Origin of the sequence: Streptomyces sp. CB02261, assembly GCF_001905665.1 — a bacterium.
Taxonomy (GTDB): domain Bacteria; phylum Actinomycetota; class Actinomycetes; order Streptomycetales; family Streptomycetaceae; genus Streptomyces.
On record NZ_LIVX01000012.1, the window covers coordinates 132,390 to 153,177 of the forward strand.

General features: G+C 68.5%; 21 protein-coding genes and 2 pseudogenes. 15 read left to right on the plus strand and 8 right to left on the minus strand.

The window, feature by feature from the left end; genetic code table 11:
- Positions 1 to 179: 179 nt before the first annotated feature.
- The 3 genes from AMK29_RS31505 (at position 180) to AMK29_RS31520 (ending at position 2,958) form a co-directional block, all read left to right on the plus strand.
- Positions 180 to 1,451 carry a hypothetical protein gene (locus AMK29_RS31505; protein WP_079197204.1) on the plus strand — a complete coding sequence of 424 codons (1,272 nt, stop codon included), beginning with the start codon at positions 180 to 182 and terminating at the stop codon, positions 1,449 to 1,451.
- On the plus strand, positions 1,448 to 1,966 hold the full coding sequence (locus tag AMK29_RS31510) for a GNAT family N-acetyltransferase (protein ID WP_241845773.1): 519 nt from the start codon (positions 1,448 to 1,450) through the stop codon (positions 1,964 to 1,966). The genes AMK29_RS31505 and AMK29_RS31510 overlap by 4 nt, the downstream gene beginning before the upstream one ends.
- A 192-nt stretch (positions 1,967 to 2,158) precedes the next feature.
- Positions 2,159 to 2,958 (plus strand): IS5 family transposase gene (locus tag AMK29_RS31520; protein ID WP_198942373.1). Its coding sequence is split into 2 segments (ribosomal slippage): positions 2,159 to 2,507 and positions 2,507 to 2,958, totalling 801 coding nucleotides; the frame shifts between segments, so codons are not numbered across the junction.
- Between the two features lie 34 nt (positions 2,959 to 2,992).
- On the opposite strand, the gene AMK29_RS31525 is transcribed toward AMK29_RS31520, so the two are convergent.
- On the minus strand, positions 2,993 to 3,289 hold the full coding sequence (locus tag AMK29_RS31525) for a hypothetical protein (protein ID WP_241845774.1): 297 nt from the start codon (positions 3,287 to 3,289) through the stop codon (positions 2,993 to 2,995).
- 253 nt (positions 3,290 to 3,542) lie between these two features.
- Between AMK29_RS31525 and AMK29_RS31530 the strand changes: the two genes are divergently transcribed.
- Positions 3,543 to 3,731, plus strand: coding sequence for a hypothetical protein (locus AMK29_RS31530; RefSeq protein WP_073819462.1), 189 nt, complete (start codon positions 3,543 to 3,545; stop codon positions 3,729 to 3,731).
- A 160-nt stretch (positions 3,732 to 3,891) separates the two neighbouring features.
- Here the strand turns inward: AMK29_RS31530 and AMK29_RS31535 are convergent, their stop codons facing one another.
- Positions 3,892 to 4,185: a WhiB family transcriptional regulator gene (locus AMK29_RS31535; protein WP_073819464.1), complete on the minus strand. Its 294-nt coding sequence runs from the start codon at positions 4,183 to 4,185 to the stop codon at positions 3,892 to 3,894.
- 395 nt (positions 4,186 to 4,580) lie between these two features.
- On the opposite strand from AMK29_RS31535, the pseudogene AMK29_RS31540 reads away from it, so the two are divergent.
- Positions 4,581 to 5,207, plus strand: a pseudogene (locus AMK29_RS31540) (IS701 family transposase); the annotation flags it as partial.
- 10 nt (positions 5,208 to 5,217) lie between these two features.
- Here the strand turns inward: AMK29_RS31540 and AMK29_RS31545 are convergent.
- Positions 5,218 to 5,743, minus strand: a pseudogene (locus AMK29_RS31545) (alpha/beta fold hydrolase); the annotation flags it as partial.
- A gap of 37 nt (positions 5,744 to 5,780) precedes the next feature.
- Positions 5,781 to 6,428 (minus strand): winged helix-turn-helix transcriptional regulator, encoded by a 648-nt coding sequence (locus AMK29_RS31550; RefSeq protein ID WP_073819466.1) that lies wholly within the window; start codon positions 6,426 to 6,428, stop codon positions 5,781 to 5,783.
- Between the two features lie 172 nt (positions 6,429 to 6,600).
- Between AMK29_RS31550 and AMK29_RS31555 the strand changes: the two genes are divergently transcribed.
- The 3 genes from AMK29_RS31555 (at position 6,601) to AMK29_RS31565 (ending at position 8,632) form a co-directional block, all read left to right on the plus strand.
- Positions 6,601 to 7,275: a DUF998 domain-containing protein gene (locus AMK29_RS31555; protein WP_079197205.1), complete on the plus strand. Its 675-nt coding sequence runs from the start codon at positions 6,601 to 6,603 to the stop codon at positions 7,273 to 7,275.
- A gap of 80 nt (positions 7,276 to 7,355) precedes the next feature.
- Positions 7,356 to 7,568 (plus strand): DUF4287 domain-containing protein, encoded by a 213-nt coding sequence (locus tag AMK29_RS31560; RefSeq protein WP_073819467.1) that lies wholly within the window; start codon positions 7,356 to 7,358, stop codon positions 7,566 to 7,568.
- 227 nt (positions 7,569 to 7,795) lie between these two features.
- Positions 7,796 to 8,632: a DUF6008 family protein gene (locus AMK29_RS31565; RefSeq protein ID WP_443334088.1), complete on the plus strand. Its 837-nt coding sequence runs from the start codon at positions 7,796 to 7,798 to the stop codon at positions 8,630 to 8,632.
- A gap of 91 nt (positions 8,633 to 8,723) precedes the next feature.
- Here the strand turns inward: AMK29_RS31565 and AMK29_RS31570 are convergent, their stop codons facing one another.
- The 3 genes from AMK29_RS31570 to AMK29_RS31580 form a co-directional block, all read right to left on the minus strand.
- A complete protein-coding gene (locus tag AMK29_RS31570) occupies positions 8,724 to 9,362 on the minus strand; it encodes a MerR family transcriptional regulator (RefSeq protein ID WP_073819468.1) in 639 nt (212 codons plus the stop codon).
- Positions 9,363 to 9,385: 23 nt separating this feature from the next.
- Positions 9,386 to 11,038, minus strand: a complete 1,653-nt coding sequence (locus AMK29_RS31575; RefSeq protein WP_241845776.1) for a hypothetical protein — start codon at positions 11,036 to 11,038, stop codon at positions 9,386 to 9,388.
- A 336-nt stretch (positions 11,039 to 11,374) separates the two neighbouring features.
- Positions 11,375 to 12,298, minus strand: coding sequence for a ScbA/BarX family gamma-butyrolactone biosynthesis protein (locus AMK29_RS31580; RefSeq protein WP_241845777.1), 924 nt, complete (start codon positions 12,296 to 12,298; stop codon positions 11,375 to 11,377).
- 143 nt (positions 12,299 to 12,441) lie between these two features.
- On the opposite strand from AMK29_RS31580, the gene AMK29_RS31585 reads away from it, so the two are divergent.
- Both AMK29_RS31585 and AMK29_RS31590 read left to right on the plus strand, forming a co-directional pair.
- On the plus strand, positions 12,442 to 13,071 hold the full coding sequence (locus AMK29_RS31585) for a ScbR family autoregulator-binding transcription factor (protein WP_073819470.1): 630 nt from the start codon (positions 12,442 to 12,444) through the stop codon (positions 13,069 to 13,071).
- The gene (locus AMK29_RS31590) at positions 13,068 to 14,027 is read left to right on the plus strand and encodes an NAD-dependent epimerase/dehydratase family protein (RefSeq protein ID WP_073819471.1); all 960 of its coding nucleotides are present in this window, start codon (positions 13,068 to 13,070) and stop codon (positions 14,025 to 14,027) included. The genes AMK29_RS31585 and AMK29_RS31590 overlap by 4 nt, the downstream gene beginning before the upstream one ends.
- Positions 14,028 to 14,056: 29 nt before the next feature.
- Here AMK29_RS31590 and AMK29_RS31595 read toward each other — a convergent pair whose 3' ends face one another.
- On the minus strand, positions 14,057 to 14,677 hold the full coding sequence (locus AMK29_RS31595; RefSeq protein ID WP_198942369.1) for a TetR/AcrR family transcriptional regulator: 621 nt from the start codon (positions 14,675 to 14,677) through the stop codon (positions 14,057 to 14,059).
- A 299-nt stretch (positions 14,678 to 14,976) separates the two neighbouring features.
- Here AMK29_RS31595 and AMK29_RS31600 point away from each other — a divergent pair, with 299 nt between their 5' ends.
- The 5 genes from AMK29_RS31600 to AMK29_RS31620 all read left to right on the plus strand — a co-directional run bounded on the left by AMK29_RS31600 (position 14,977) and on the right by AMK29_RS31620 (position 20,786).
- Entirely contained in the window at positions 14,977 to 16,191 is a 1,215-nt protein-coding gene (locus AMK29_RS31600; protein ID WP_073819472.1) for an IS701 family transposase, read from the plus strand.
- Between the two features lie 71 nt (positions 16,192 to 16,262).
- On the plus strand, positions 16,263 to 16,706 hold the full coding sequence (locus AMK29_RS31605) for a winged helix-turn-helix transcriptional regulator (RefSeq protein ID WP_073819473.1): 444 nt from the start codon (positions 16,263 to 16,265) through the stop codon (positions 16,704 to 16,706).
- Positions 16,707 to 16,812: 106 nt separating this feature from the next.
- A complete protein-coding gene (locus AMK29_RS31610) occupies positions 16,813 to 17,790 on the plus strand; it encodes a DUF1702 family protein (protein ID WP_073819474.1) in 978 nt (325 codons plus the stop codon).
- A gap of 102 nt (positions 17,791 to 17,892) precedes the next feature.
- Positions 17,893 to 18,879: a DUF1702 family protein gene (locus AMK29_RS31615; RefSeq protein WP_073819475.1), complete on the plus strand. Its 987-nt coding sequence runs from the start codon at positions 17,893 to 17,895 to the stop codon at positions 18,877 to 18,879.
- Between the two features lie 56 nt (positions 18,880 to 18,935).
- Complete coding sequence (locus AMK29_RS31620; RefSeq protein WP_073819476.1) at positions 18,936 to 20,786, plus strand: CRTAC1 family protein; 1,851 nt, start codon at positions 18,936 to 18,938, stop codon at positions 20,784 to 20,786.
- Positions 20,787 to 20,788: the final 2 nt, after the last annotated feature.

Consider the following 20,788-nt stretch of genomic DNA (forward strand, 5'->3'; position numbering starts at 1 on the left):
GAGAGGGATATCAAACACGGATTCGCCTCCCGAAGGCGGTGTGTCGGCGTCTGTTCCAGACAACCGCGCCCGGACCTGGAAGGTGCATATCGAAGTCGCGCTGCCTGCCCGCAAGTGGCGTAGCGAATTGACCACTTCTTGACCATCGTGGCGGTGCTGCTCGCCTCTACCGTGGAGGGATGCCCCATGTGCGGAATGAGGTGTTCGTCGCCTGGATGACGACGAACGACTGGACGGCCCTCGAACTGGCCAAAGCCCTGAACAAGGTCATCTGCGACGTGACGCAGAAGACCTCGACGCATGGCGGGCTGTCCGAGGTGACAGTGCGTAAGTGGCGCTCGGGCGAGACAACGTGGCCGCAGGCGAAGGCCCGCATGGCTCTAGAGCAGGTCAGCGGCCGCTCGGCGGCGGACTTAGGGTTCGTGCCGCCCGACCGCCGCAAGACCCGTGCCGTCCCGGAGGACCCGATGCTCCGCCGTACCTTCATCACCATCGCCTCCGCTGCCGGCGCGGCCGCCCTGTCCGGAGCCGCCCCCTCTGCCGGCAGCGGCGACGTGCTGCGTCTGCGGCAGCAGCTCGACACCGTCAACGCCCTCGACGACCAGCGCGGCGGCCACGACCGGGTAGAGAAGGCCGCGCTCGCCGGTGCGGCGGAAGCCGTCGCACTCCAGGCGCGGGCCGCGACCCAGCGCACCCGGCAGAGGCTGTTCTCGCTCGCAGCCGACTTCACCGCCACCGCGGCCTGGTCGTGCGTGGACGCCCGCGAACGCGCCCGAGCCCGTCAGCACCTGGACCGGGCCCTGTATCTCGCCGGTCTCGCCCAAGACCCGGCCCTGACCCTTCGCGTCTGGAACTCGGTGTCGATGCTCGCCCACCAGCAGGGCGACTACGCGGAAGCCCTCGCCGCAGGCCAGGCCGCCAAAGCGACCTCCGTCACCAGGCGGGATCCGCTGTACGCAAGCCTCGCCCACGCCCGTACCGCCATCGCCCACGCGCATCTGAACGAAGGCCGCCCCGCCCTGCGGGCCCTCGATCTCGCCGAAGCATCGCTCACCAAGGCAGACCTCGACCAGCCGCGCCCGAGCTGGGTCGCCTTCTACGGCGCAGCGGAGCTCTTCGCGCTCACCGCCATCGTCCGCGACCGGCTCGGAGACGCCGCCCACGCGGAGGCCGCATCCTTCCAGGCCCTCGCTGTGCTACCGCTCGCGTTTCGCCGTAACCGGGCCCTCACCACCGCCCGCCTCTCGCTTGCCCAGCTCCATCAAGGCGACATTGACCAGGCCACCGCGACCACCGCGAAGGTCTTCGACGAGATGCAGGGCGCCCCGCTTCCCGGCCGGATGCGCTCGCTGCTCGGCGAGTTCCACCGCGACCTGATCACCCTCGCCCCCGGCTCGGCCACCGCGCTGGACTGGGCCGACCGCTACCGCACCGAATGGAGCCGCCCGTGACCCCCGTCTACACCCTGCGCCGCTACGGACACGCTGAGGCGGCCGAGATCCGGCAGATACTCATCGACGTCCACACCGACGCCTTCGGCACTGAAACCGACGAGTTCCACGACCCGGAGCGATTCGCGTGGTTCGTCGACCACTGGAGCGGCCTGCCCGGATTCGACTGCGTCATCGCCTACGACGGTGACGAGCCCGCCGGCTACGCCTATGGCGCCCCCGCTGTCCATGAACGGGAGTGGTGGCGCGAGTACCTCTCCCCCGCCCCCGCCGCAGAGGAGACCTTCAACCTGTCAGAGCTGATGGTGCGCCCCAAGTGGCGCGCCACCGGCCTGTCGGAGCAGCTGCACGCTGAGCTCGTCGGACGACGTCCCGAACCGCTGGCCTCTCTCCTCGTCGATGTCACCCACCCTCGTGTCCAGGCTCTTTACGAGACGTGGGGGTACCGCAAGATCGGCGAATGTCAGCCCTTCGCCGACTCCCCGCTGTACGCCGTGATGCTCCGCGGCTTTTGAATCAGCAGGAGACCAGGCGCCTGCCCGGCTCAACGTGCGACGGCTTCCCGGGCGGGCTCTGTCCAAAGCTCTGCCGCGTCAGGCCTTGCGGGCAGGACGCCTTCGCCTACTACTCCGACATCGCTGCCCAGGGCTTCCACGAGCTTTAGACGTCATCTCAATTGGTTCGGTAGGCTGCGAGCTGTGGTGGGGATTGTCGACCGGCTGGTGCCGGACGAGTTGTGGGAGCTGTTCCAGCGAGTGGTGCCGGAGGCCCCTTCGCGGCCGCAGGGTGGTGGCCGGCGGCGGCATGGTGACCGGGAGGTGCTGGCCGCGATCGTGTTCGTGGCGAGGTCGGGCTGTACGTGGCAGCAGCTGCCGTCAGCGTCGTTCGGGCCGTCGGGAGCGACGGCCCACCGGCGCTTCTCCGAGTGGACGAAGGCCAGGGTGTGGGCCAAGCTCTACCGCCTGGTCCTCGACGATCTCGGATCCCGAGGCGAGCTGGACTGGTCCCGCTGCGCGATCGACTCGGTGAACATGCGGGCGATGAAAAGGGGAACTTGACAGGTCCAAATCCTGTGGACCGGGGCAAGTACGGCTCGAAGATCCACTTGATCACCGAGCGGACCGGTCTGCCCATATCCGTCGGAATCTCGGCGGCGAACCTGCACGACAGCCAGGCCCTGATCCCGCTGGTGAAGGGCATACCGCCGATCCGCTCCCGCCGCGGACGCAGGCGGCGCAAGCCCGGCAAGCTCCACGGCGACAGGGAATACGACTACTCCCACCTGCGGAGATGGTTGCGCAAGCGTGGCATCACCCACCGCATCGCCCGCAAGGGCGTCGAGTCCTCGCAACGGCTGGGCCGCCACCGCTGGACCATCGAACGCACCATGGCCTGGCTCGCCGGCTGCCGACGACTCCACCGACGCTACGAACGCAAGGCCGACCACTTCCTCGCCTTCACCAGCATCGCCTGCACCCTCATCTGCTACCGCAGACTCACTTCTTGATTCGCTGGAGTGCTACCGGACGCACGAATTCGCGTTACGAGCCCTCGACAGGCAGCCCCGCCACGAACTCTGAAAGATCGGACGCTCGGGGCGGCGCCTGCCCATGCAGGAACCGCTGGTAGTGGTCGGCGACGAGACGACGCAGGTCTGCCCCGGCCGGTTCATCACCACTGAGCTCAAGGGTGACCTGATGCTGCTCACCCGTCATGCGCAACGGTCTGGCCAGGGCGTCGAACCCACAGGTGTACTCGTCGGGCATCTCCCACCATGCCTCGGCGGACGCTCGGCCCTGGAGGACGTACATGTGATAGTCGTCGTCGAAGAGGATCACGGGGCCTATCGGTGCAGTCACTCGTGGAGTATGGCGCAACCTGCAGGTCAGGTACGGACCACAGCAAGCCTGAGCCCAACATTCACGAGCCAATTGAGATGATGTCTAAGGGGCTCGATGAGGGCGTAACCGACGTGCTCCCGGAGGCCGTTGAAAAGAAATGTTGTCGTCGGATGTCGAGCACCTGCTTCCCGCTCCGACTGACGGGTGACAACGCGCCAACGGGGCGTGCGAAATGGGGAGGGCACCCGAGATGAAGTACCTCGAGATGATCTACAACAACCCGGCCAACCGGGATCTCTTCACGGCCAAGGAGTGGTCTGAGGTGTTTGCCAAGCAGGAAGAGCGCAACAAGACGTATCGCAGCAGCGGTGAACCGCTGGGCCTCTACGGCCTGGAAGACGAGGCTAGGCACTCCTCGGCGGATCATGGGTCCGTCTGACCGTTGGTTCGTTGGCTCGGGCAGGGGGGCGGGGAACGACTACGGGGCCGCGGTGTCCTTCGCATGCTCGGCACCGCTGTACAGCTTCGCCCGTGATTTTCTGGAGAGTGCCTAGCTGCCCGCAGATCTCACGAGGCCGAACTGGGGTCTGCGGGAAGGCCTAAGGTACGGGTGTCAGGGAGCGGCCGGTCCTTGGTTGCTGCACCGACTCCAGGAGGGGGCGCCAGGAGGCGACGGCGGGCTTACGCCTCAGTAGCCTGCGGCGCTCCCGTTCGGTCATTCCGCCCCAGATTCCGTACTCGATCCGATTGTCGAGGGCGTAGGCGAGGCACCGGGTGCGGACGGAGCAGCCGGTGCAGATGGCCTTGGCCTGGTTCTGGGCCGTCCCTTGCACAAAAAGGTCCTCAGCGTCGGCCGCCTGACAGACAGCATTCTCTATCCAGTCCTCGCCCACCCCGTGCCGGCCCCTTCTGCGTTGTGTCCCTGTGGCTGCCGAACGACTCGGACGAGCCGTTCGCCCTCGACCGTATGGGAATCACCGACTGCGCGGCAGGGCCGGATCGGCACTCGCTGCACCTTCAGGTGATTCGGCCAGTGGGGCGCGCCTGTCGTGGTGTTCACGGCGGAAGGGCACGTTCAGGTCTTGCATCGCGCTGGAGTACTAGGAACGTATGGTCTTTCTGATCTTGGAGCGGAGGTCGCGCGCGCCGGGGGGCGATGACCTCGGCCGGCGTGAAGTCTGCTCAGACGCTGTCCGGGACGGTGTCGTGGCCGTGAGGCAGGAGCCGGTCCCCTAGTAGCGCTTCGTTACGTCGGGCGATCTAGCCTGGTGGTGCGCATCTTCCCGTTATGAGGCTTGGGAAGGTGGAACGGCTCCGGGGTGAGTTGTCGGAGTTCGTTGCCGATGTGTTTGCTTCGCTTCCGCGGCGGGCTCAGCGGCGGTGGGGCGGGTGTTATCTGCGGGGTCTGATGCCGGACGGCCGGCGAAAGTCGATCCAGCCGATGGCCGAGCGGCTGCCAGACGGGAACATGCAGGCCCTGCAGCAGTTCGTGAACCCGTCGCCGTGGGACCCGCTGCCGGTGCGGCAACGGATAGCCGAGCGGCTGACCGAGGCCATCACTCCTGACGTGTGGGTGATCGACGACGTGTCGTTTCCCAAATGCGGCACCCGCTCAGTGGGGGTGGCCCGCCAGTACTGCGGCGCTTTGGGAAAGACGGCCAACTGCCAGGTCGCGGTCAGCGTCCACACCGACACCGACACCGCATCGTGCCCATTGGACTGGCAGTTGTATCTGCCCAGGGAATGGACCGACGACCCAGCCCGATGCCAGGCGGCCGGAGTCCCTGACGGGACCGTGCACCAGGAGAAGTGGCGCCTTGCCCTGGGTCTACTGGACACGCTGGCCGACTGGAAACCGACCGCCCGCGTGGTGGTGGCCGACGCCGGAGATGGTGCTGGAGGTGAGGGCCTGGGCCGCTCGCGGGGCGGGGCCACCAGCCGCCGCGCTCCTCCAACCCGGCGGCCCATCCCTCGCCGACCGCACCGCCGCCGAGGAATGCGACGGCAGCCTCCCGCGACGGGAACGGTGTGGGCCATGCGTCGAGCCATCCGCCGATCTCGGCCTGCCCGTTCGGGTTCGGTCCGCCGGGGCCGGCTTTGATCAGGACAGCCTGCGCACGAGGTTGGGGGGGTGAGCATGGCGGTGTGGCCGCCCAGGGACTGGCCCACCAGGACGGGCTGGTGCAGGTCGAGCTGTTCGAGGACGGCGACGACATCGGGCAACGTACGCAGCACGGCTCACCTCGCGCGGGAGGCGCTCGCTGGCGCCGTGGCCGCGCTGGTCGATGGCGACAACCCGGTAGCGAGGGCTCAGGGCTCGGGCGAGGTTGTCCCATTCGCCTGCGTGTCCGGCAAGCCCGTGCAAGGAGACGGTGGGCTGCCCGAGCCGCCCAGTCGCGGCAGGACAGGCGGACCCCGTTCGCGTTCCACGGTGCGTTCAGACCACGTCACACGGGCCTTCTTCCAGGCTCGACGGAGGGGTTGTTGATCAGAAGCGGAACATCTCGGCGAACCGGTTGAGAAGGGCGGGATCGCCTTCTGCGCGCACGCTGCCGTCCGCGAGTACTTCGTCGGGAGTCTTGCTGCCGCTCATCAGCTCGCGGATCGGGTGGCCGGACAGGCGCTCGACGACGAGGTCAGGAGCAGGGTGCGCACCGAAGCCGACGGTCAGCGCGCCATTCGTGATCTGTAGGCGGATGGTGAACTCGTCCATGCGGACCTCGAAACCGGCGGTGGTGCCCTGGGCCGTTTCGGGCCGGTAGGTGGTGCGGAAGGACATGGCCACCGACTCGGCGGTGATGGCCTCGCCGGGGCGGGGCTCGGTCATCGTCCGGGCTCCCCAGCGGCCCAGTGCGATGAGCGCCGGTTCGAGGTCTCTCCCGTAGTCGGTGAGCTCATAGACGACCGCGCGCTCGGGGTGCGGCAGCGCACGGCGGGTGGCTAGTCCGGCTTCTTCAAGTTGCTTCAGACGGGTCGACAGGATGTTGGTGGGGATGGCAGGCAGGCCCTTACGCAGGTCCGTGTAGCGCTGGGGTCCGTTGAGCAGGTCGCGGACGATCAGCATGGTCCAGCGTTCACCGATCATTTCCATCGCCCGTGCCAGTCCACAGAACTGTCCGTACTCGCGAATCGCCATGATGCAAATGGTAACCCAGGATTCACTTGACAAAGCATGCTTGTAAAAAGCAAGTTGGCATCTGGCTGCCATGCGTGCCTTCGCCAACGGTGTCATCCAAGCTCACTACACCCCCAGCCCCCGCTGACCCGCTAGACCGTTCCGTCCACCCGCGACCAGGAAAGACCTCCGCATGTCCCAGACGCTCAACCCCCGGGCCGCCCTCGACGTGAGCCCGGTCCGCCCGGTGCCACCACTCCTGTCGGCCGCCGGCATCGCAGCAGGCCCGATCTTCCTCGCCGTCGGCGTGGCCCAGGGCCTGACCAGGGACGGGTTCGGCTTCACCCGCAACGCTCTGAGCCAGCTCAGCCTCGGCACCCTCGGCTGGATCCAGGTCACCGCCTTCCTGCTCACCGGCCTGTTGGTCATCGGCGGCGCGATCGCGATACGCCGGACACTGGGCGATGCGCCCGGCGCCACCTGGGCGCCCCGGCTGCTCGGCGTGTTCGGTGCCTCGTTTCTGTTCGCCGGGGCCTTCCGCGCCGACCCGGGGGCCGGATTCCCCGCCGGTACCCCGGAGGACCGGGTCACCACGCTGAGTGCACACGGCACCGTCCACATGCTCAGCGGCACGGTCGGCTACCTCGCGCTGTGCGCCGCGTTCCTCGTGCTCGCCCGGCACTTCGCTGCCCGCGGTCAGCGCGGCTGGGCCGTCACCTGCCGCCTCGTGCCGGTGGGAGTCCTCGCCGGATTCGCGGGCTCCTCCGTCACCGTCCTGGCCTTCACTATCGGAGCGGGACTCGGCCTCCTCTGGCTCACCGCAGTGTCGGTCCGGCTCCTCACCGCCGCTCCGACAACACAGCGGTAACGCCCCTGCAACTTGCAGGCCAGGCGAAAGCGGAACGATGATCCAAGATCACTACGCACGGATAGACAGGACACTGCGACATGACTGAACCGGTGAAGGGCCCTGCCAGCTACTTCCCTTCGATCGAGAAGAAGTACGGCCGCCCGATCACGGAGTGGAAAGACGCCATCCGGTCCTCTCCCCTGACCAAGCACATGGAGCTCGTCTCCTGGCTCAAGACTGCGCACGGCCTGGGCCACGGCCACGCCAACGCGCTCGTTGCGCACACCCTCGCCGAAGACAGCAGACAGTGAACCGCACGTGATCCCGTACAGGGGACAGACCAGCGGCTTCTCCCTCTGGCGACCTGAGCTCCTCGGGGTCATCACGTCGTGCCCCCCGAAAGGCTCCTCCCTGCCAGGCTCCAAAAAGTCAGCACTCTGAAAGTGGCTCGCCCGAAGCCGGGATCCGTAGCGTGACGGAACCGTCATGTACGACACGCCTGCCTGAGATCCGGACAAGGAGCCCATTCATGGTGCCCATGGACCACCCGCACGGAGGCCACGGAGGCCACGGAGGCCACGAAATGGGAGGCGTGGTTTCCTCCCTGGACAGCTGGGGCGCCGTCCTGTTCATCGGATGGGCCGTTGCCATGTGGGCTGCCGTCGCCGTGGTCGCGTACGCCAACCGAGGGCCGGTGCGGCCCTGGCTGTTCAAGACCTCGGTCGCCGTCATCGGTCTCGGAGTCGTCGGGCAGATCGGGCACTTCCAGGAGCACGTTGTCCAGGCAGGCTACTGGGTAGCGAACCCGTACTCTCCCGCCTGGATGACTCCGTGGGCGAACAGCATCGCGCGGGGCATGGGGCAGATCGACCCGACCAAGCCCGCCCTTGGCATGGAGATCCTGCACCTCACCGGTAACTTCATCTTCCTCGCCGGACTCCTCGGCATCGTTCAGATCACCCGCCGCGCCACCGGCGCCCTCAAGTCCCGCAAGTGGGCCAAGATGGGCGTCTGGATGCAGGGGATCCACGGCATCGAGCACATCGTGCTGACCCTGTCGGTCGCGCTCGGTGCCAGCCGCGCCATCGGCCTGTCCACCTGGTTCGGCGCCATCGACCCGGGCCCGGCTCTCGTCACGTACCGCGTGTGGTGGCACTTCGTCGCCAACCTCATCGGCACCGCCATCCTCGCCGCCGCCCTCTTCTACCTGTGGAAGGAGAAGAAGGCAGTCAAGGACGGCTACCTGCCCGAGCCCGCAGCCGCCGATGAGGACCGCGTCCTCTTCCCGGCTCCCGACGCTGTCTCAGACTCCGCGGAGCAGTCCGCTCAGGTTGCGGAGCACGTGCGGGAGCGGGAGCTGGTGAGCCGCTCGTAGGCGCGCCGACCCGAAGCGTGGGGGAGGGGGCTGTACCCGGTGGGCGGCTCCCTCCCCCCCTTTTTTCCGTCTCGGTGGCCGGTGCGGTGCATCATCCCGTCGTAGCTGACGTACGGGCCAGCCGGCGCAGCGCCGACAGCAGTTGGTCGCCAAGGACGGCCGCGACGACCAGGCGCTCCGCCGGGCCCGTCCCGCTGCTGGAGGAGTGCAGCAGCTCCGCGTCGGCCGCCGCCGCCTGCTCCGCTGCGGCGGCGTACGCGTCAATCCGGTCGGCGAAGTGGTGTTGGTCCAGTTCGCCGAGGGTGTCCAGGATCTCGACCACCCGTGCGAACGCGGGGCCGTCGGCGGGCGCGTGCCAGCTACGGCGCTCGGCGAGTGCGTAGACCAGGGCCAGGGTGCGGGGGTCCGCCGAGAGGATCGCGAGCGGTCCGCCCTGCGGGGCCGGGGCCGCCAGCACCTCCAGTGCGTCCAGCCTGGCGGCCCCCCTGCCACGGCATGACAGGTCGGACTCACCGTCCAGCACGGCCACGATGGCCCGGACCTTCGCCACGGACAGGCCGCCGAGCTCGAGCAGAGCCCGGATCAGACGCAGCCGGTGGACATGGTCCTCGGTGTAGCGGGCCTGGTTGCTGCTCGTGAGGCGGCCCGGGGGAAGCAGTCCCTCGCGGATGTAGTACTTGATGGTGGGCGTGGACACGCCACAGGCGCGGCCGAGTTCCGCGATGCGCATGCCCGTTTTGGGCGGTGCGGGGCTCATGACGTGCCCGCCGGTACGCGCGCGTCGGCATCCTTGGGCAGGTGGGCTCTCTCCTCGGCGCGGCAGCGCCAGCACATACCGCGGGGTGCCGGGCGTCCGCAGGTTCCCTCGCGGCCCCGGCAGCCGATGCCGATCTCCGCCGGGGGCCCGGGGACCGGAGTGATGAGCGCGGGGCGGGGCCGGCATTCCGCGCACAGCCCCGAGTTGCCGCGGTGGTGGGGCCGTTCGCACTCCGGGCAGCACTCCACGACGCGTAGCCGGGCCCCAGCAGCCGGCCTGGTGGGGGAGGACAGTGTGGTGGGCGGCGGGGTGCACCGGCGATGGGCCGCGCGCTCGGCGATCACCTCACGACAGGCCCGGCACTCGACGCCCGTCGACCAGAGCACGCCCGCCTCGCAGTCCGGGTCGGCGCAGCCCCAGCGGGGGAGCGCGACGCCCAGCAGCCAGCGGCCGGGGTCCCGGATGTCTGAAAGGAGGGTCCGGGCCAGGCGGTGGTTGAGCCGGGCCTGCAGACGGGGGATCTCGGTTCCGTGGTCGAGCTGCCGGGAGATCTCCTGGCCGATGCGCCGCTGCACGTAGGTGCCGACCCCGGCGAGGAGGAAGCGGACCGGCTCCAGGACGGTGTGCAGCCGTGGGCTGAACGTCAGCTGTGGGCCTCGGTACGGAGGCTTGCCGCCGCTGTTGCGGATGGGGGAGGGGCTGGGGGTCTGGCCGTCCGCGCGCAGCGCGTGATCACGCGAGTCCGCTACGGGGCGCGGTGTTTCGACGGGCCCAGGTGCGGGCTCTTCCACCGGTGGTTCGCCTACGGCGGATGACCAAGGCGTCGGCTCGTTCTCAAGTCGGTCAATCCTTAGGTCTTCCTCATACGCGAGGGATCGGTCATGAAGATCGGGACCGGATAGGTCATCAAGAGCAGAGGATGGCGTGGTCTCCTCAACAAGGATGCTGAAGAGGTGGCGCCCCCGTGCTCCGGCCCGTCGGTCGACGGTGATCCAGCTGGATTCGGCCAGTTCGTCGATGATGCGCCCGGCCGCCTCGGTGGTGATCGGCTGGCCGGCCTTGGGGCCGGAATGGTGCCGCAGGTAGCCGGCGAGTTCGCGTTCGGTCAGGGGCATGTTCTGCACGACGGCGAACGAGATGACGGCGTAGGCGCGCAGCAGACGGGGCCGCAGCTGCTCGGAGGCGACGACGGGCAGCCAGATGAACCGCTCGTTGGGCCACATCGCGCGGACCTTGCGGCGTGCGGTGGTGCCGGTGCCGCCGCGGAGGGTTCGGCGACGGCTGTCAGGCAGTTCGATGACGCCGTCGGGTGCCGGGGAGCGCAGTTCTGCGAGGCCGCGCTGCACGGTTGAAATGGAGAGACCGAGGTATGAGGCGAGGGTGGCGAGGCCTGCGGTGCATGCCTCATTGCGCATGCCGAGCGCCTTGATCTTCATGTAGACGGTCACGGCGGCGTCGGAGTAGTACGCGGACTCGATGAGCCTCATCGGCACCTTCACGCGTCCGCGGAGGAGAGGATCGGGGATGACAAGAGCAATTCCCGGCTGAACGTGGCTGGAATCGATGGGGGAGATATGACCAGCAAAGGCGTGATTCCCCGCAGAAAGGTCTGCAGGGGGCTGGAGAATCACAGCGTTTTGGTTCATCATGAAGGGACTCCTCGGCATCACTTGAGGGGGCTCTCTCCTTGTCGGGCGATGAGGAGAGGGATGCTTCGCGTGGTTGGGGCTGGTCTCTTTCCTCGCGGAGGACTCGTCAAAGGAGCCGCTGTGCGGCGGCTTGTTGGTTCCTGGCAGAACCTGCTCGTGCACGTTTCTGGGGTGGCTCCCAGAGACGGGGCTTCGCCCGTCGAGTTGGCAGCTCGGCGGGCGGTGTTGTGACGACTCCCGTTCCTCAGTGGTGGCTCACTGAGGCAGGGCTTGTTATCACATCTCCTGTTATGTCCCCTTCTTGATCCTTTCTTCGCGCAGGGAAGTCCCGGGTGATCAGAGCGCGGTGATGTCCGTGACCTCGGTCGTCGCGTGGAACGCGAATGAGCCGCCCTGGAGGGCGTTGACGCGGATCGAACGGCGCCCGGGGGAAGCCTCGGTGCTGTCGACCGGTTCCGCCTCGATCCAGCACGGCTCGTCGAACTCGACGTAGCGGTTGAACGAGATGTCCATCGAGGTGGGTATCGCGGCTCTCCCCACCGGCTGTGTCGCGTGGGCCGCCTGGCGGACCGCCTCCAAGAGGACCATTCCCGGCACATGGTCGACGGCGTGGTCGAAGAGAACCGGGTGGCTGGTGTCAACCCGGAGCTGCCAGCGGCGGCGTTCCTCGGTGGGCGACAGGACGATGTCCTGCTGGCGCAGCCGGCCCACGCTGCTGCGCGAGACGGGCTCCGGTGGCTGGGGGGCGGCCGCGAAAATCTCCGCGATGTCGCTGCGTCCGGCGCGCATCCGCTGGTAGACGGCGGGGGAGTGACAGCCGAACCGGGTGCTGACCATGGCGACCAGGGAGTCGTTGCGGACGACCTCCAGGTGCATGGTCATCATGGTCGGGAGCTGCTTGTGGTAGCGGATGTCCGAGACCACCGCGTGTATCTCCAGGTCGGCCGGGGTGCGCTCGACGTGCAGGGCCTGCGGGTTGATCGCGAACTGCAGTCGGGACCAGCTGAGCTGGTAGCCGAAGGGGACGTCGTACGCGACGTGCGTCAGCAGCGGGAACGTCTGCCGCACCGTCTCGCACAACAAGAGCGGGTCGTGCATGCCGTGCTCGGATGTGTAGAAGCTGTGGCCGCGGGGCCACTGGGCGCTGACCGTGAAGGTGTCGTGGCCAACCTTGTTCCACCCCGTCAGGAACACCTCCGACAGAGCTGCGCGGTGCACGTACTCCTTGGCGACCGTCGTGGTCAGCACGGGGCGTGCCACGGCAGGACGTTCCGATGTGATGAGCATGCCTCTCCCCTAGGGCGTGCGTATGTGGAGGCTCCGTGTTGGACTTTCGGTTGCCGGAGCCGACTTGTAAAATAAGGGCGTTCGTTTTTTTTGTCGAGAGAGGCAGGTCGATTCCGATGGACGAGCCGAAGCAAGACCGGGCCGTCAAGACGAGGGAGGCGATTCTGCATGCCGCCGCGGAGGTCTTCGACACCTACGGCTACAGCGGCGCCAGCATCAGCAAGATCATGGAGCGCGCCCAGGTGACGCAGGGTGGGATGTACTTCCACTTCAAGTCGAAGCTGGGCTTGGCGCAGGCGGTGCTGGCGCACCAGCAGGAGTTCGTACACTTCCCGCCGACCGGTCACGACGGGCTGCAGCTCCTCATCGACCTCAACTTCTTCCTCGCCCGCGAGCTGCAGACCAACGTGGTCTTCCGGGCCAGCGTCCGACTCGCCGTCGAACAGGGCGACTTCGGCATGCGGGACGACACGGCCTATCAGGAGTGGGTCGAACAGTTCTACGGACTGCTGTGTGCGGCGCGCGAGAACGGTGAGCTGCTGCCGGGCGTCGACGAGCGGGAGTTCGCCAACGTTCTGGTCGGTGCCTACAGCGGCATCCAGGTGTTTTCGAACGTCGCCTCCGGACGCGCCGACCTCCCCTCGCGACTTGCCTCGATGTGGCGCTACCTGCTGCCGGCGATCGCCACTCCGCAGGCCATCGCCGAGCTCCGGTTCCCCCAAGACGTACAGAAGTTCGCAGCGTGAGAGCCGACCGCGTGGTGGTGACGGGGGCCACCGGGTTCATAGGATCGGCCGTTTTACGGGAGCTGCGCCGGCTGCGTGAGGAGCGGGGTGACGCCATCGTCGTCCGGGCGGTGGGACGGCGGCCGCCTGCCGGCCTGTCCCACGCCGACGAGTGGATCGACGCCGACCTCGCGGATCCGTGCACGCTGACGGGGGTCTGCGACGGGGCGGACGTACTGCTGCACCTGGCCGCGCTCGTCGCCGCCGAGGAGGAGTCGTGCGCCGCTGTCAACGTGCGGGGAACCGAGACCCTGATGGCGGAGGCCATCCGCGCCGGGGTGGACCGGTTGGTGCACCTGTCGACGGCCGCGGTCTACGGCCTCGGGCCGTATGCGGGGATCGCCGTCGACGAGGTTGTGCCCGCTCCGGTGTCCGCCGCGAGCCGGACCCGGCTCGCGGCGGAGGCCCATGCGCTCGCGGCCGGGGCGGACGTGCTGCGGCCCGGCCTCGTGCTCGGGACGGGCGACCGGTGGGTCGTGCCCGCACTCGCCGAACTCCTCCGCTCCGTGCCGGCCCTGTGGGACGGGGGACGGGCGAGGATATCCCTCATCGAGGTCGAGGACCTGGCCCGGCTGATCGCGCACGCCGGACTGACCGGTGCGCTGCCCGGCGGCCGGATCTGGCACGCGGGCCATCCCGAGCCGGTGACCCTCGCCGCGCTCGTCGATGCGCTGGCCCTTGAGGGAATCGTGGCCGCGCCGAAGCAGCCGCTGCCGCTGGCCGACTGTCTGAAGCAACTGGGCGCCTCGGGGACCCGCTTGAGCTCGCGACAGTTCTCACTGTTCGCGGAGGACTTCTGGTTCGACAGCCGAGAGATCTGGCGCGCCGCCGACTGCCCCGCCGGTCCTGGTCCGCTGGACCGGCTGGCCTCGTCGGCACAGTGGTACCGGGACCTGCTCAAGGGCCGGGCGGCCTGATGATCACGGTCGCCCGGCCCTCATAGTGTTCAACCCGTCTGAGCCGGGTTCTCCGAGGCGCCTGCCTGCCGCGGAACGGTCGACCCCTCGGCGGAGACGCCCGCGAGCGCCAGTCGCCACACCCGCTTCAGCTGGGCGACCGCGCTTTCGAACGCGGGATCAGAACCCATCCGGCTGCGCAGGTACGCCTCGGCGCCACTGGTCAGATGCTCCACCAGCGTCGTGACGTCCGCGGGCAGCGCGTCCGTATGAAGTTGACCGCTTTCGTATGCCCGGTCGAGCAGGTTGCGTACTGTCGGCAGCCAGGCATCCGACCAGGACACCGTGCTCGGCCGCTCCCGGCTCAGCCGGATCGCGGAACGCACCGCGGGCTCCTGTTCCATCAGCCGGGTCAGTTCCAGCGTCAGGTCGATCACCATCCGCAACGGCGTCATCGGCTCGGCCGTCAGACGTTCGAGCGTCGCCACCGTTACCGACCTGCCCTCTTCCTGCACGGCGTCGGCCAGATGGACCTTCGTCGGGAAGTGGAATGTCACGGCGCCTATCGACAGGCCGGCGGCCTTGCTGATCGTTGACAGCGAGGTGCCCTCGTACCCGTTGCGGTCGAATTCCTGCGCCGCCGCCTTGATCAGGGCCTGGCGCGTACGCACGGCCCTCTCCTGTTTCACCACACCATCTCCCGAAGAGGGCTGTCTCGTGGGGGACTCATGACCACCTTCCTGTCCAAGACTTGCCTCCTTCTGTTGCGGCGGACAAGGCCGAGTTGCCCAAGCTGTCTTGGGTTTTCGCAGGTCACAGCGGTGTGGGCGACCAGTCCGCGAGGCCGCCAAGGCACCGACTTGCCGAAGTGCATGCGGCAACTCTCCTGAGTCACAAAAAAAAGAGGGCGTTCGCTATGATTTTAGCGTGGTCGGCAGCCGCAGGCCGAGAGCAGGGGAGGGAACGAGCCATGACCGCGTACGCTCTGACGACGCATCACACGTCGGTGCCGGTGTTCGCCGAGAGAATCTTCGAGTGCCTGCCGAGGGCTGACCAGCGCCGCTGGGCCCAGACCTACATGCAGGGTCTGCTCACCACCCCGGGCAAGAAGTCGGTACGCAATCTCGCCGCGGCGGTCTCGGCCTCGCCGGCCGCCTCCCAGTCGCTGCACCAGTTCGTCAACGCCAGCCCCTGGGACTGGATGCCGGTCCGCGCAGAGCTCACCCGTTGGGCCGAGCAGCAGATGGCCCCGCGCGCCTGGGTACTCAGCCAGGCCGTACTGCGCAAACGCGGAGAGCACTCCTGCGGGGTGCACCGCAGGTTCCTCGCCTCCACCGGCCGCTCGGTGACCTGCCAGGTCGGCGTCGGGATGTTCCTCTCCTCCTACGACCGTGCGCAGCCCGTCGACTGGCGTCTGCTGCTGCCCGGCTCCTGGGCGAAGGACCCCGAGCGACGCGAGCGCACCCGGATCCCCGCCGAGGTCGGCCCGAGCACCGTCGAGCAGCACGCCCTCGACCTCGTCGACACCCTCTGGGACGTCAGCAGGACCGCTCCGCTGCCGGTCGTCGCCGACCTGGACGCGCTCGGCGCCACCAGCGCGACCGCCCTGGTGCACGGACTGGCTCTGCGCGGACGTGACTTCGTCGTCGCCGTCCCGGACACGCTCCAGGTCGCCGTCGGCCGCCACCTGCGGCTGCAGCGTTCGCAGCAGAGAGGCGGCGGCCAGGGCCCGGTGCTCGCGGCGCGCAACCTGTTCGAGTTCGACGCCGGCATGCTGACCCGGATGGACAAGGTCGTCCCCTGGGAGGACAACGGCCGTCACATCACCGTCATGTCCAGCTTCGTGCGGCTGCCGCAGACCGGCCCGGGCGGGGAGCGGATCCACCGCACCTACCGGCTGTTCGCGGTCCGGCCCGACAACGGTCGCCGCCCGGTCCAGCTGTGGCTGACCAGCCTCACCCACGCCCGCATGGAGTCGGTGCTCGCGCTGACCAGGACCCTCGCACACGCGGAGGAGTCGGTACGGGAGATGAGCGAGGACTTCGGACTGCTCGACTTCGAGGGCCGCTCCTTCCCGGGCTGGCACCACCACATGACACTGGTCTCCGCCACGTACGGCTACAGCAGCCTGCAGCGCACGCACCCGCCGACCGGCGGCGGCGAGCGGATGCTGGTGGCCGCGTGATCCGAGGAACCTGGGACGACTTCGCCAACTCGGGTTCCTTCACGCAACCCGCCTCGCCCTAGAGTGAGCGCATGCTGAAGCACACGTACGAGGGACAGGACTGCAACCTCGCCCGGTCACTGGAGGTGATCGGCGAGCGCTGGACCCTGCTGATCATCCGCTCCGCGTTGCTCGGCACCTCCCGCTTCGACGGGTTCCTCGCGCACCTCGACATCGCGCGCAACGTGCTCTCCAGCCGGCTGGCCCGGCTGGTGGACCAGGAGATCATGGAGCGGGTGCCCTACCAGGACAAGCCGGTGCGCTACGAGTACCGGCTCACCCCGGTCGGACGCGACCTGACCCGGGCCGTGATCGCCCTCATGCAGTGGGGCGACCGCAACCTGCCGCAGGAACTGGGCCCGCCGCGGCGCGCCGACCACATCGGCTGCGACGGCGTCGTCCACGTCGAACTGCGCTGCGGCTCCTGTGGGCGCGCCGTGCACGACGAGGAAGTGGACGTGCGCCGCATCCGCTGAACACCGGGGCGGGAGAGCAACGCGGAAGATGCCGCCGGTTATCCGGCGCACCCACGATGACAGCCCCGCCGCCCAGACCGAAAGCGGCGCATACGAGGAGGCGTCCGTGCCCGCACTGGGAGCGCTGCGCAGGCTGTTGATGGCCCCGTCCCTGGACGACGTGAGCTTCGCCGGGCGTGGCTTCACGGTCGAACCCACCCCGCTCACCAGGCAGCTGGAAGCCGTGCCGCAGGCCGTGGTGACCGGCTTCGAGTGGGGCATCGAGGACAAGGACCCGGCCACCACCGAGCGCAGGCTCGCGCTCATCGCCCCGCTCAACCAGGGCTTCGCCTACGAGGGTGCCACCATGGCCTGCGCCATCCGCGACACCATGGGCCCCGGCGGGCACCGCGCCGCCGACCTGATCCGCGGCGGCGGCCGGCCGCACATCTTCCTGAACTACATCGGCATCGGCTTCGCCATGGCCAAGCTGCCCAGGCCGCTGTGGAAGAAGCTCGTCCCCACCCTGACCGAGCCCGACCTCTACCCGGCGATGAGCTGGCTGTGCGTCGACGGCTACGGCTTCGACCGGGCCTACTTCGACACCGACACCTGGGTCGGCGGACAGCGTCTGGACGCCCCCTACGACTGGGACGGCGACGCCTCCTACTGGCAGCGCGCCTTCGACCAGGGCGTCGGCCGCGCGCTGTGGTTCATCCACGGCGGGCACGTCGTCAACGTCTCCGCCGCCGTACGGGCGTTCGCCGGTGACCGCAGGGCCGACCTGTGGAGCGGGATCGGCCTTGCCGCCACCTTCGCGGGCGGCAGCACGCCCTCGGACCTGGCCGCGCTGCGCGCGGAAGCCGGCGAGCACGCCGACCACCTGGCGCAGGGCTCGGTGTTCGCCGCCAAGGCCCGCCATCACGCCGGGTTCGTCCCCGAGCACAGCGAGGCGGCCGTCGCCGCGTTCACCGGGCGCACCGTCGAGGCGGTCGCCCGGCTCGCCGACGACTGCGCGGCCAACGACCCCGAGCAGGGCACGGGACCCGCCTACGAGGTCTGGCGACGGAATGTGCGGACGCAACTCGGTGCCCTCGTTGTTTGAGCACATCTGAAGTAGACGCCCCTCCGGGCCCGCTGGCTAGATTCGATTCGCTGGGGGAAATTCAGGGATTCGAGTGGGATTCGAGAGGGGCGGTCTACTGCCGTGTCCAGTGTGTTTGGTGCATTCCGACGCCGATTGCTCACGCCGGCTGTTTCCGAGACGACCATGGAAGTCCGTGGCTTTCATGTGAAGAACGCGGAAGCAAAGGCCAGGCTCGAGTACATCGGCGAGGTCTTTCTCCAGGGCTACGCGTACGCGGTGGAGGCCGCTTCGCCCGCCGAGGCGGAGGAACTCCTGGAGACTGTCCCGCGGGACATGCGCGGCTTCGCCTACGAGGGCGCCGGCATGGGCGCGGCGGTCTACGACTCGCTGCCCGGGCACGGCGGCCGGCTCGCCGGTCTGCTGGCCGGCGCGGGCCGCCACCACGACTACATGATCTACGTCGGCGTCGGCTGGGCGATGGCCCGGCTGCCGAAGCCACTGTGGCCCGACATCCGCACCACCGACCCGCTGCTGCGCTGGCTCGCGCTCGACGGATACGGCTTCCACCAGACGTACTTCAAGACCGCCTCGTACGTGCGGACCCCGGAGATCCAGCACCCCTTCCGCTGGAACGGCGGGCACAACCACTACACCCTGAACGCCATCGACCAGGGCATCGGCCGGGCACTGTGGTTCGTCGGCGGCACCGATCCCGACGTCGTCACCGAGCTGATCCGGTCCTACGACGAGCGCCGCCACAGCGACCTGTACGCAGGTGCCGGGCTCGCCTGCTCCTACGCGGGCGGCGTCACCGAGGACGAACTCGCCCGCTTCGTGGAGGGCGCCGGCGAGCACCGCTGGGCGCTCGCCCAGGGATCCGCCTTCGCCACCGAGGCCCGCGTCAAGGCCGGCACGATCATCGACCACACCCACCTCGCGGCCCGTGTCGTGTGCGGCACGACCGCCGAACGGGCCTCACAGGTGTGCCGGGACACCCGGCCCGCCGCGACCGTCGGGGGCGCTTCCCCGGCCTACGAGAAATGGCGGCGGGACATCGCCGCGGAACTTGCTTCTGACTCGCTCATCTCGAAAGGTGTCGACCAGTGACGGTCACAAAGAACTGGCTCCGCAGGAATTCACCGGGGATCGTCGCTCTCGCCGTCATGGTGGGCACGTTCTACGGCGTCCGGCTGCCTGACTCCTCCGCCGCCGAGATCGACAAACTGGCGAAGAATTTCGCATTCGAGCCCATGTCGATCGCGATGCCTGCGGGATTCGACAAGCAGGAGGTCCGTAAGGTCAACAAGGCGTACCAGCACATCGAAGCGTGGATCTCCTCGGTCGGCGCCGGTATCGCCATCAACGACCTTGACGGCGACGGCCTCGACAACGACCTCTGCGTGAACGACGTGCGGATCGACCAAGCGGTCGTCACCCCGGCACCGACCCGCAAGGACAAGTACGCGCCGTTCGCGCTGAACCCGGCGCCGCTCGGCACCAGCAAGACGATGGCGCCGATGGGCTGCATGCCCGGCGACTACAACGAGGACGGCCGCACGGACCTCCTCGTCTACTACTGGGGCCGCACCCCGGTCATCTTCGTGAACAAGGGGGAGAAGGGGAAGCCGCTCACCGCCGCCTCCTTCACACCCACCGAGCTGCTGCCCGGCAAGTCCGGCGCCACCTACACCGGCCCGCTGTGGAACTCCAACGCGGCCGCCGTCGCCGACTTCGACGGCGACGGCCACAACGACATCCTGATCGGCAACTACTTCCCCGACAGCCCGGTCCTCGACCCGTCCAAGGACGGCGACGTCACCATGAACGAGTCGCTGTCGCACGCCCAGAACGGCGGCGGCGCCCACATCTTCCGGTGGACGAAGGACGGCTACGAGAAGGTCGACGCCGCCCTCCCGCAGAACCTGAACAAGGGCTGGTCGCTCGGCGCGTCCGCCGCCGACCTCGACGGCGACCGGCTGCCCGAGCTTTTCCTCGCCCACGACTTCGGCACCTCCGCGTTGCTCTACAACACCTCAACCCCCGGGAACATCAAGTTCTCCGAGGTCAAGGCCGTACACAACGGCACCGTGCCGAAGTCGAAGGAGCTGGGCCGCAGCTCCTTCAAGGGCATGGGCGTCGACTTCGGCGACCTGAACAACGACGGCCTGTACGACATGTTCGTCAGCAACATCACGACCTCCTTCGGCATCCAGGAGTCGAACTTCGCGTTCATCGACACCGCCGACTCCCGCTCCGAGGTCCAGGCCCGGCTGAAGGAGGGCGAGGCGCCGTTCAAGGACCGCTCGACCGACCTGAAGCTGGCCTGGTCCGGCTGGGGCTGGGACGTCAAGACGGGCGACTTCGACAACAACGGCGACCTCGAGATCACCCAGGCGCTCGGCTTCGTCAAGGGCAAGAACAACCGCTGGCCGCAGCTCCAGGAGCTGGCCACGGCCAACGACGCCCTCGTCGCCAACCCCGTCTGGTGGCCGAACGTCAAGCACGGTGACGACCTCGCCGGCAGCCAGCGCATGCGCTTCTTCGCCAAGGACGCCGAGACCGGCGAATACCACAACCTCTCCATCGCCCTCGGCATAGGCGAGCCCATCCCGACCCGCGGCCTCGCCACCGGCGACGTCGACGGCGACGGCCGACTCGACCTGGCCGTCGCCCGCCAGTGGGGCGAGCCGATCTTCCTGCACAACGCCGCCAAGAACCCCGGCGCGTACCTCGGCCTGAACCTCACCCACCCGGACGGCGCTCCCGTGGTCGGCGCCGAGGTCTGCGTCGAACTGCCCGACGGCACCAAGCGCATCACCCGCCTCGACGGCGGCGGCGGCCACTCCGGCAAGCGCAGCACCGACGTCCACCTCGGTCTGGGCAAGGACGTCCGGGGCCCCGTGCCCGCCATGGTCACCTGGCGCGACCGGGCCGGCCAGATCCACGAGCAGAAGCTGAAGCTCACGCCGGGCTGGCACAGCCTCGAGCTGGGCACCGAGGTCAAGGAGAAGTGACG

Bases quoted from the DNA above. Each gene is read 5' to 3' on its own strand.
- AMK29_RS31555 (WP_079197205.1), top strand. From the start codon at position 6,601: ATGTCCCAGACGCTCAACCCCCGGGCCGCCCTCGACGTGAGCCCGGTC.
- AMK29_RS31575 (WP_241845776.1), bottom strand. From the start codon at position 11,038: ATGATGAACCAAAACGCTGTGATTCTCCAGCCCCCTGCAGACCTTTCT.
- AMK29_RS31620 (WP_073819476.1), top strand. From the start codon at position 18,936: ATGGTGGGCACGTTCTACGGCGTCCGGCTGCCTGACTCCTCCGCCGCC.
- AMK29_RS31565 (WP_443334088.1), top strand. From the start codon at position 7,796: ATGGACCACCCGCACGGAGGCCACGGAGGCCACGGAGGCCACGAAATG.
- AMK29_RS31585 (WP_073819470.1), top strand. From the start codon at position 12,442: ATGGACGAGCCGAAGCAAGACCGGGCCGTCAAGACGAGGGAGGCGATT.
- AMK29_RS31600 (WP_073819472.1), top strand. From the start codon at position 14,977: ATGACCGCGTACGCTCTGACGACGCATCACACGTCGGTGCCGGTGTTC.
- AMK29_RS31550 (WP_073819466.1), bottom strand. From the start codon at position 6,428: ATGGCGATTCGCGAGTACGGACAGTTCTGTGGACTGGCACGGGCGATG.
- AMK29_RS31570 (WP_073819468.1), bottom strand. From the start codon at position 9,362: ATGCGCATCGCGGAACTCGGCCGCGCCTGTGGCGTGTCCACGCCCACC.
- AMK29_RS31505 (WP_079197204.1), top strand. From the start codon at position 180: ATGCCCCATGTGCGGAATGAGGTGTTCGTCGCCTGGATGACGACGAAC.
- AMK29_RS31560 (WP_073819467.1), top strand. From the start codon at position 7,356: ATGACTGAACCGGTGAAGGGCCCTGCCAGCTACTTCCCTTCGATCGAG.
- AMK29_RS31530 (WP_073819462.1), top strand. From the start codon at position 3,543: ATGAAGTACCTCGAGATGATCTACAACAACCCGGCCAACCGGGATCTC.
- AMK29_RS31605 (WP_073819473.1), top strand. From the start codon at position 16,263: ATGCTGAAGCACACGTACGAGGGACAGGACTGCAACCTCGCCCGGTCA.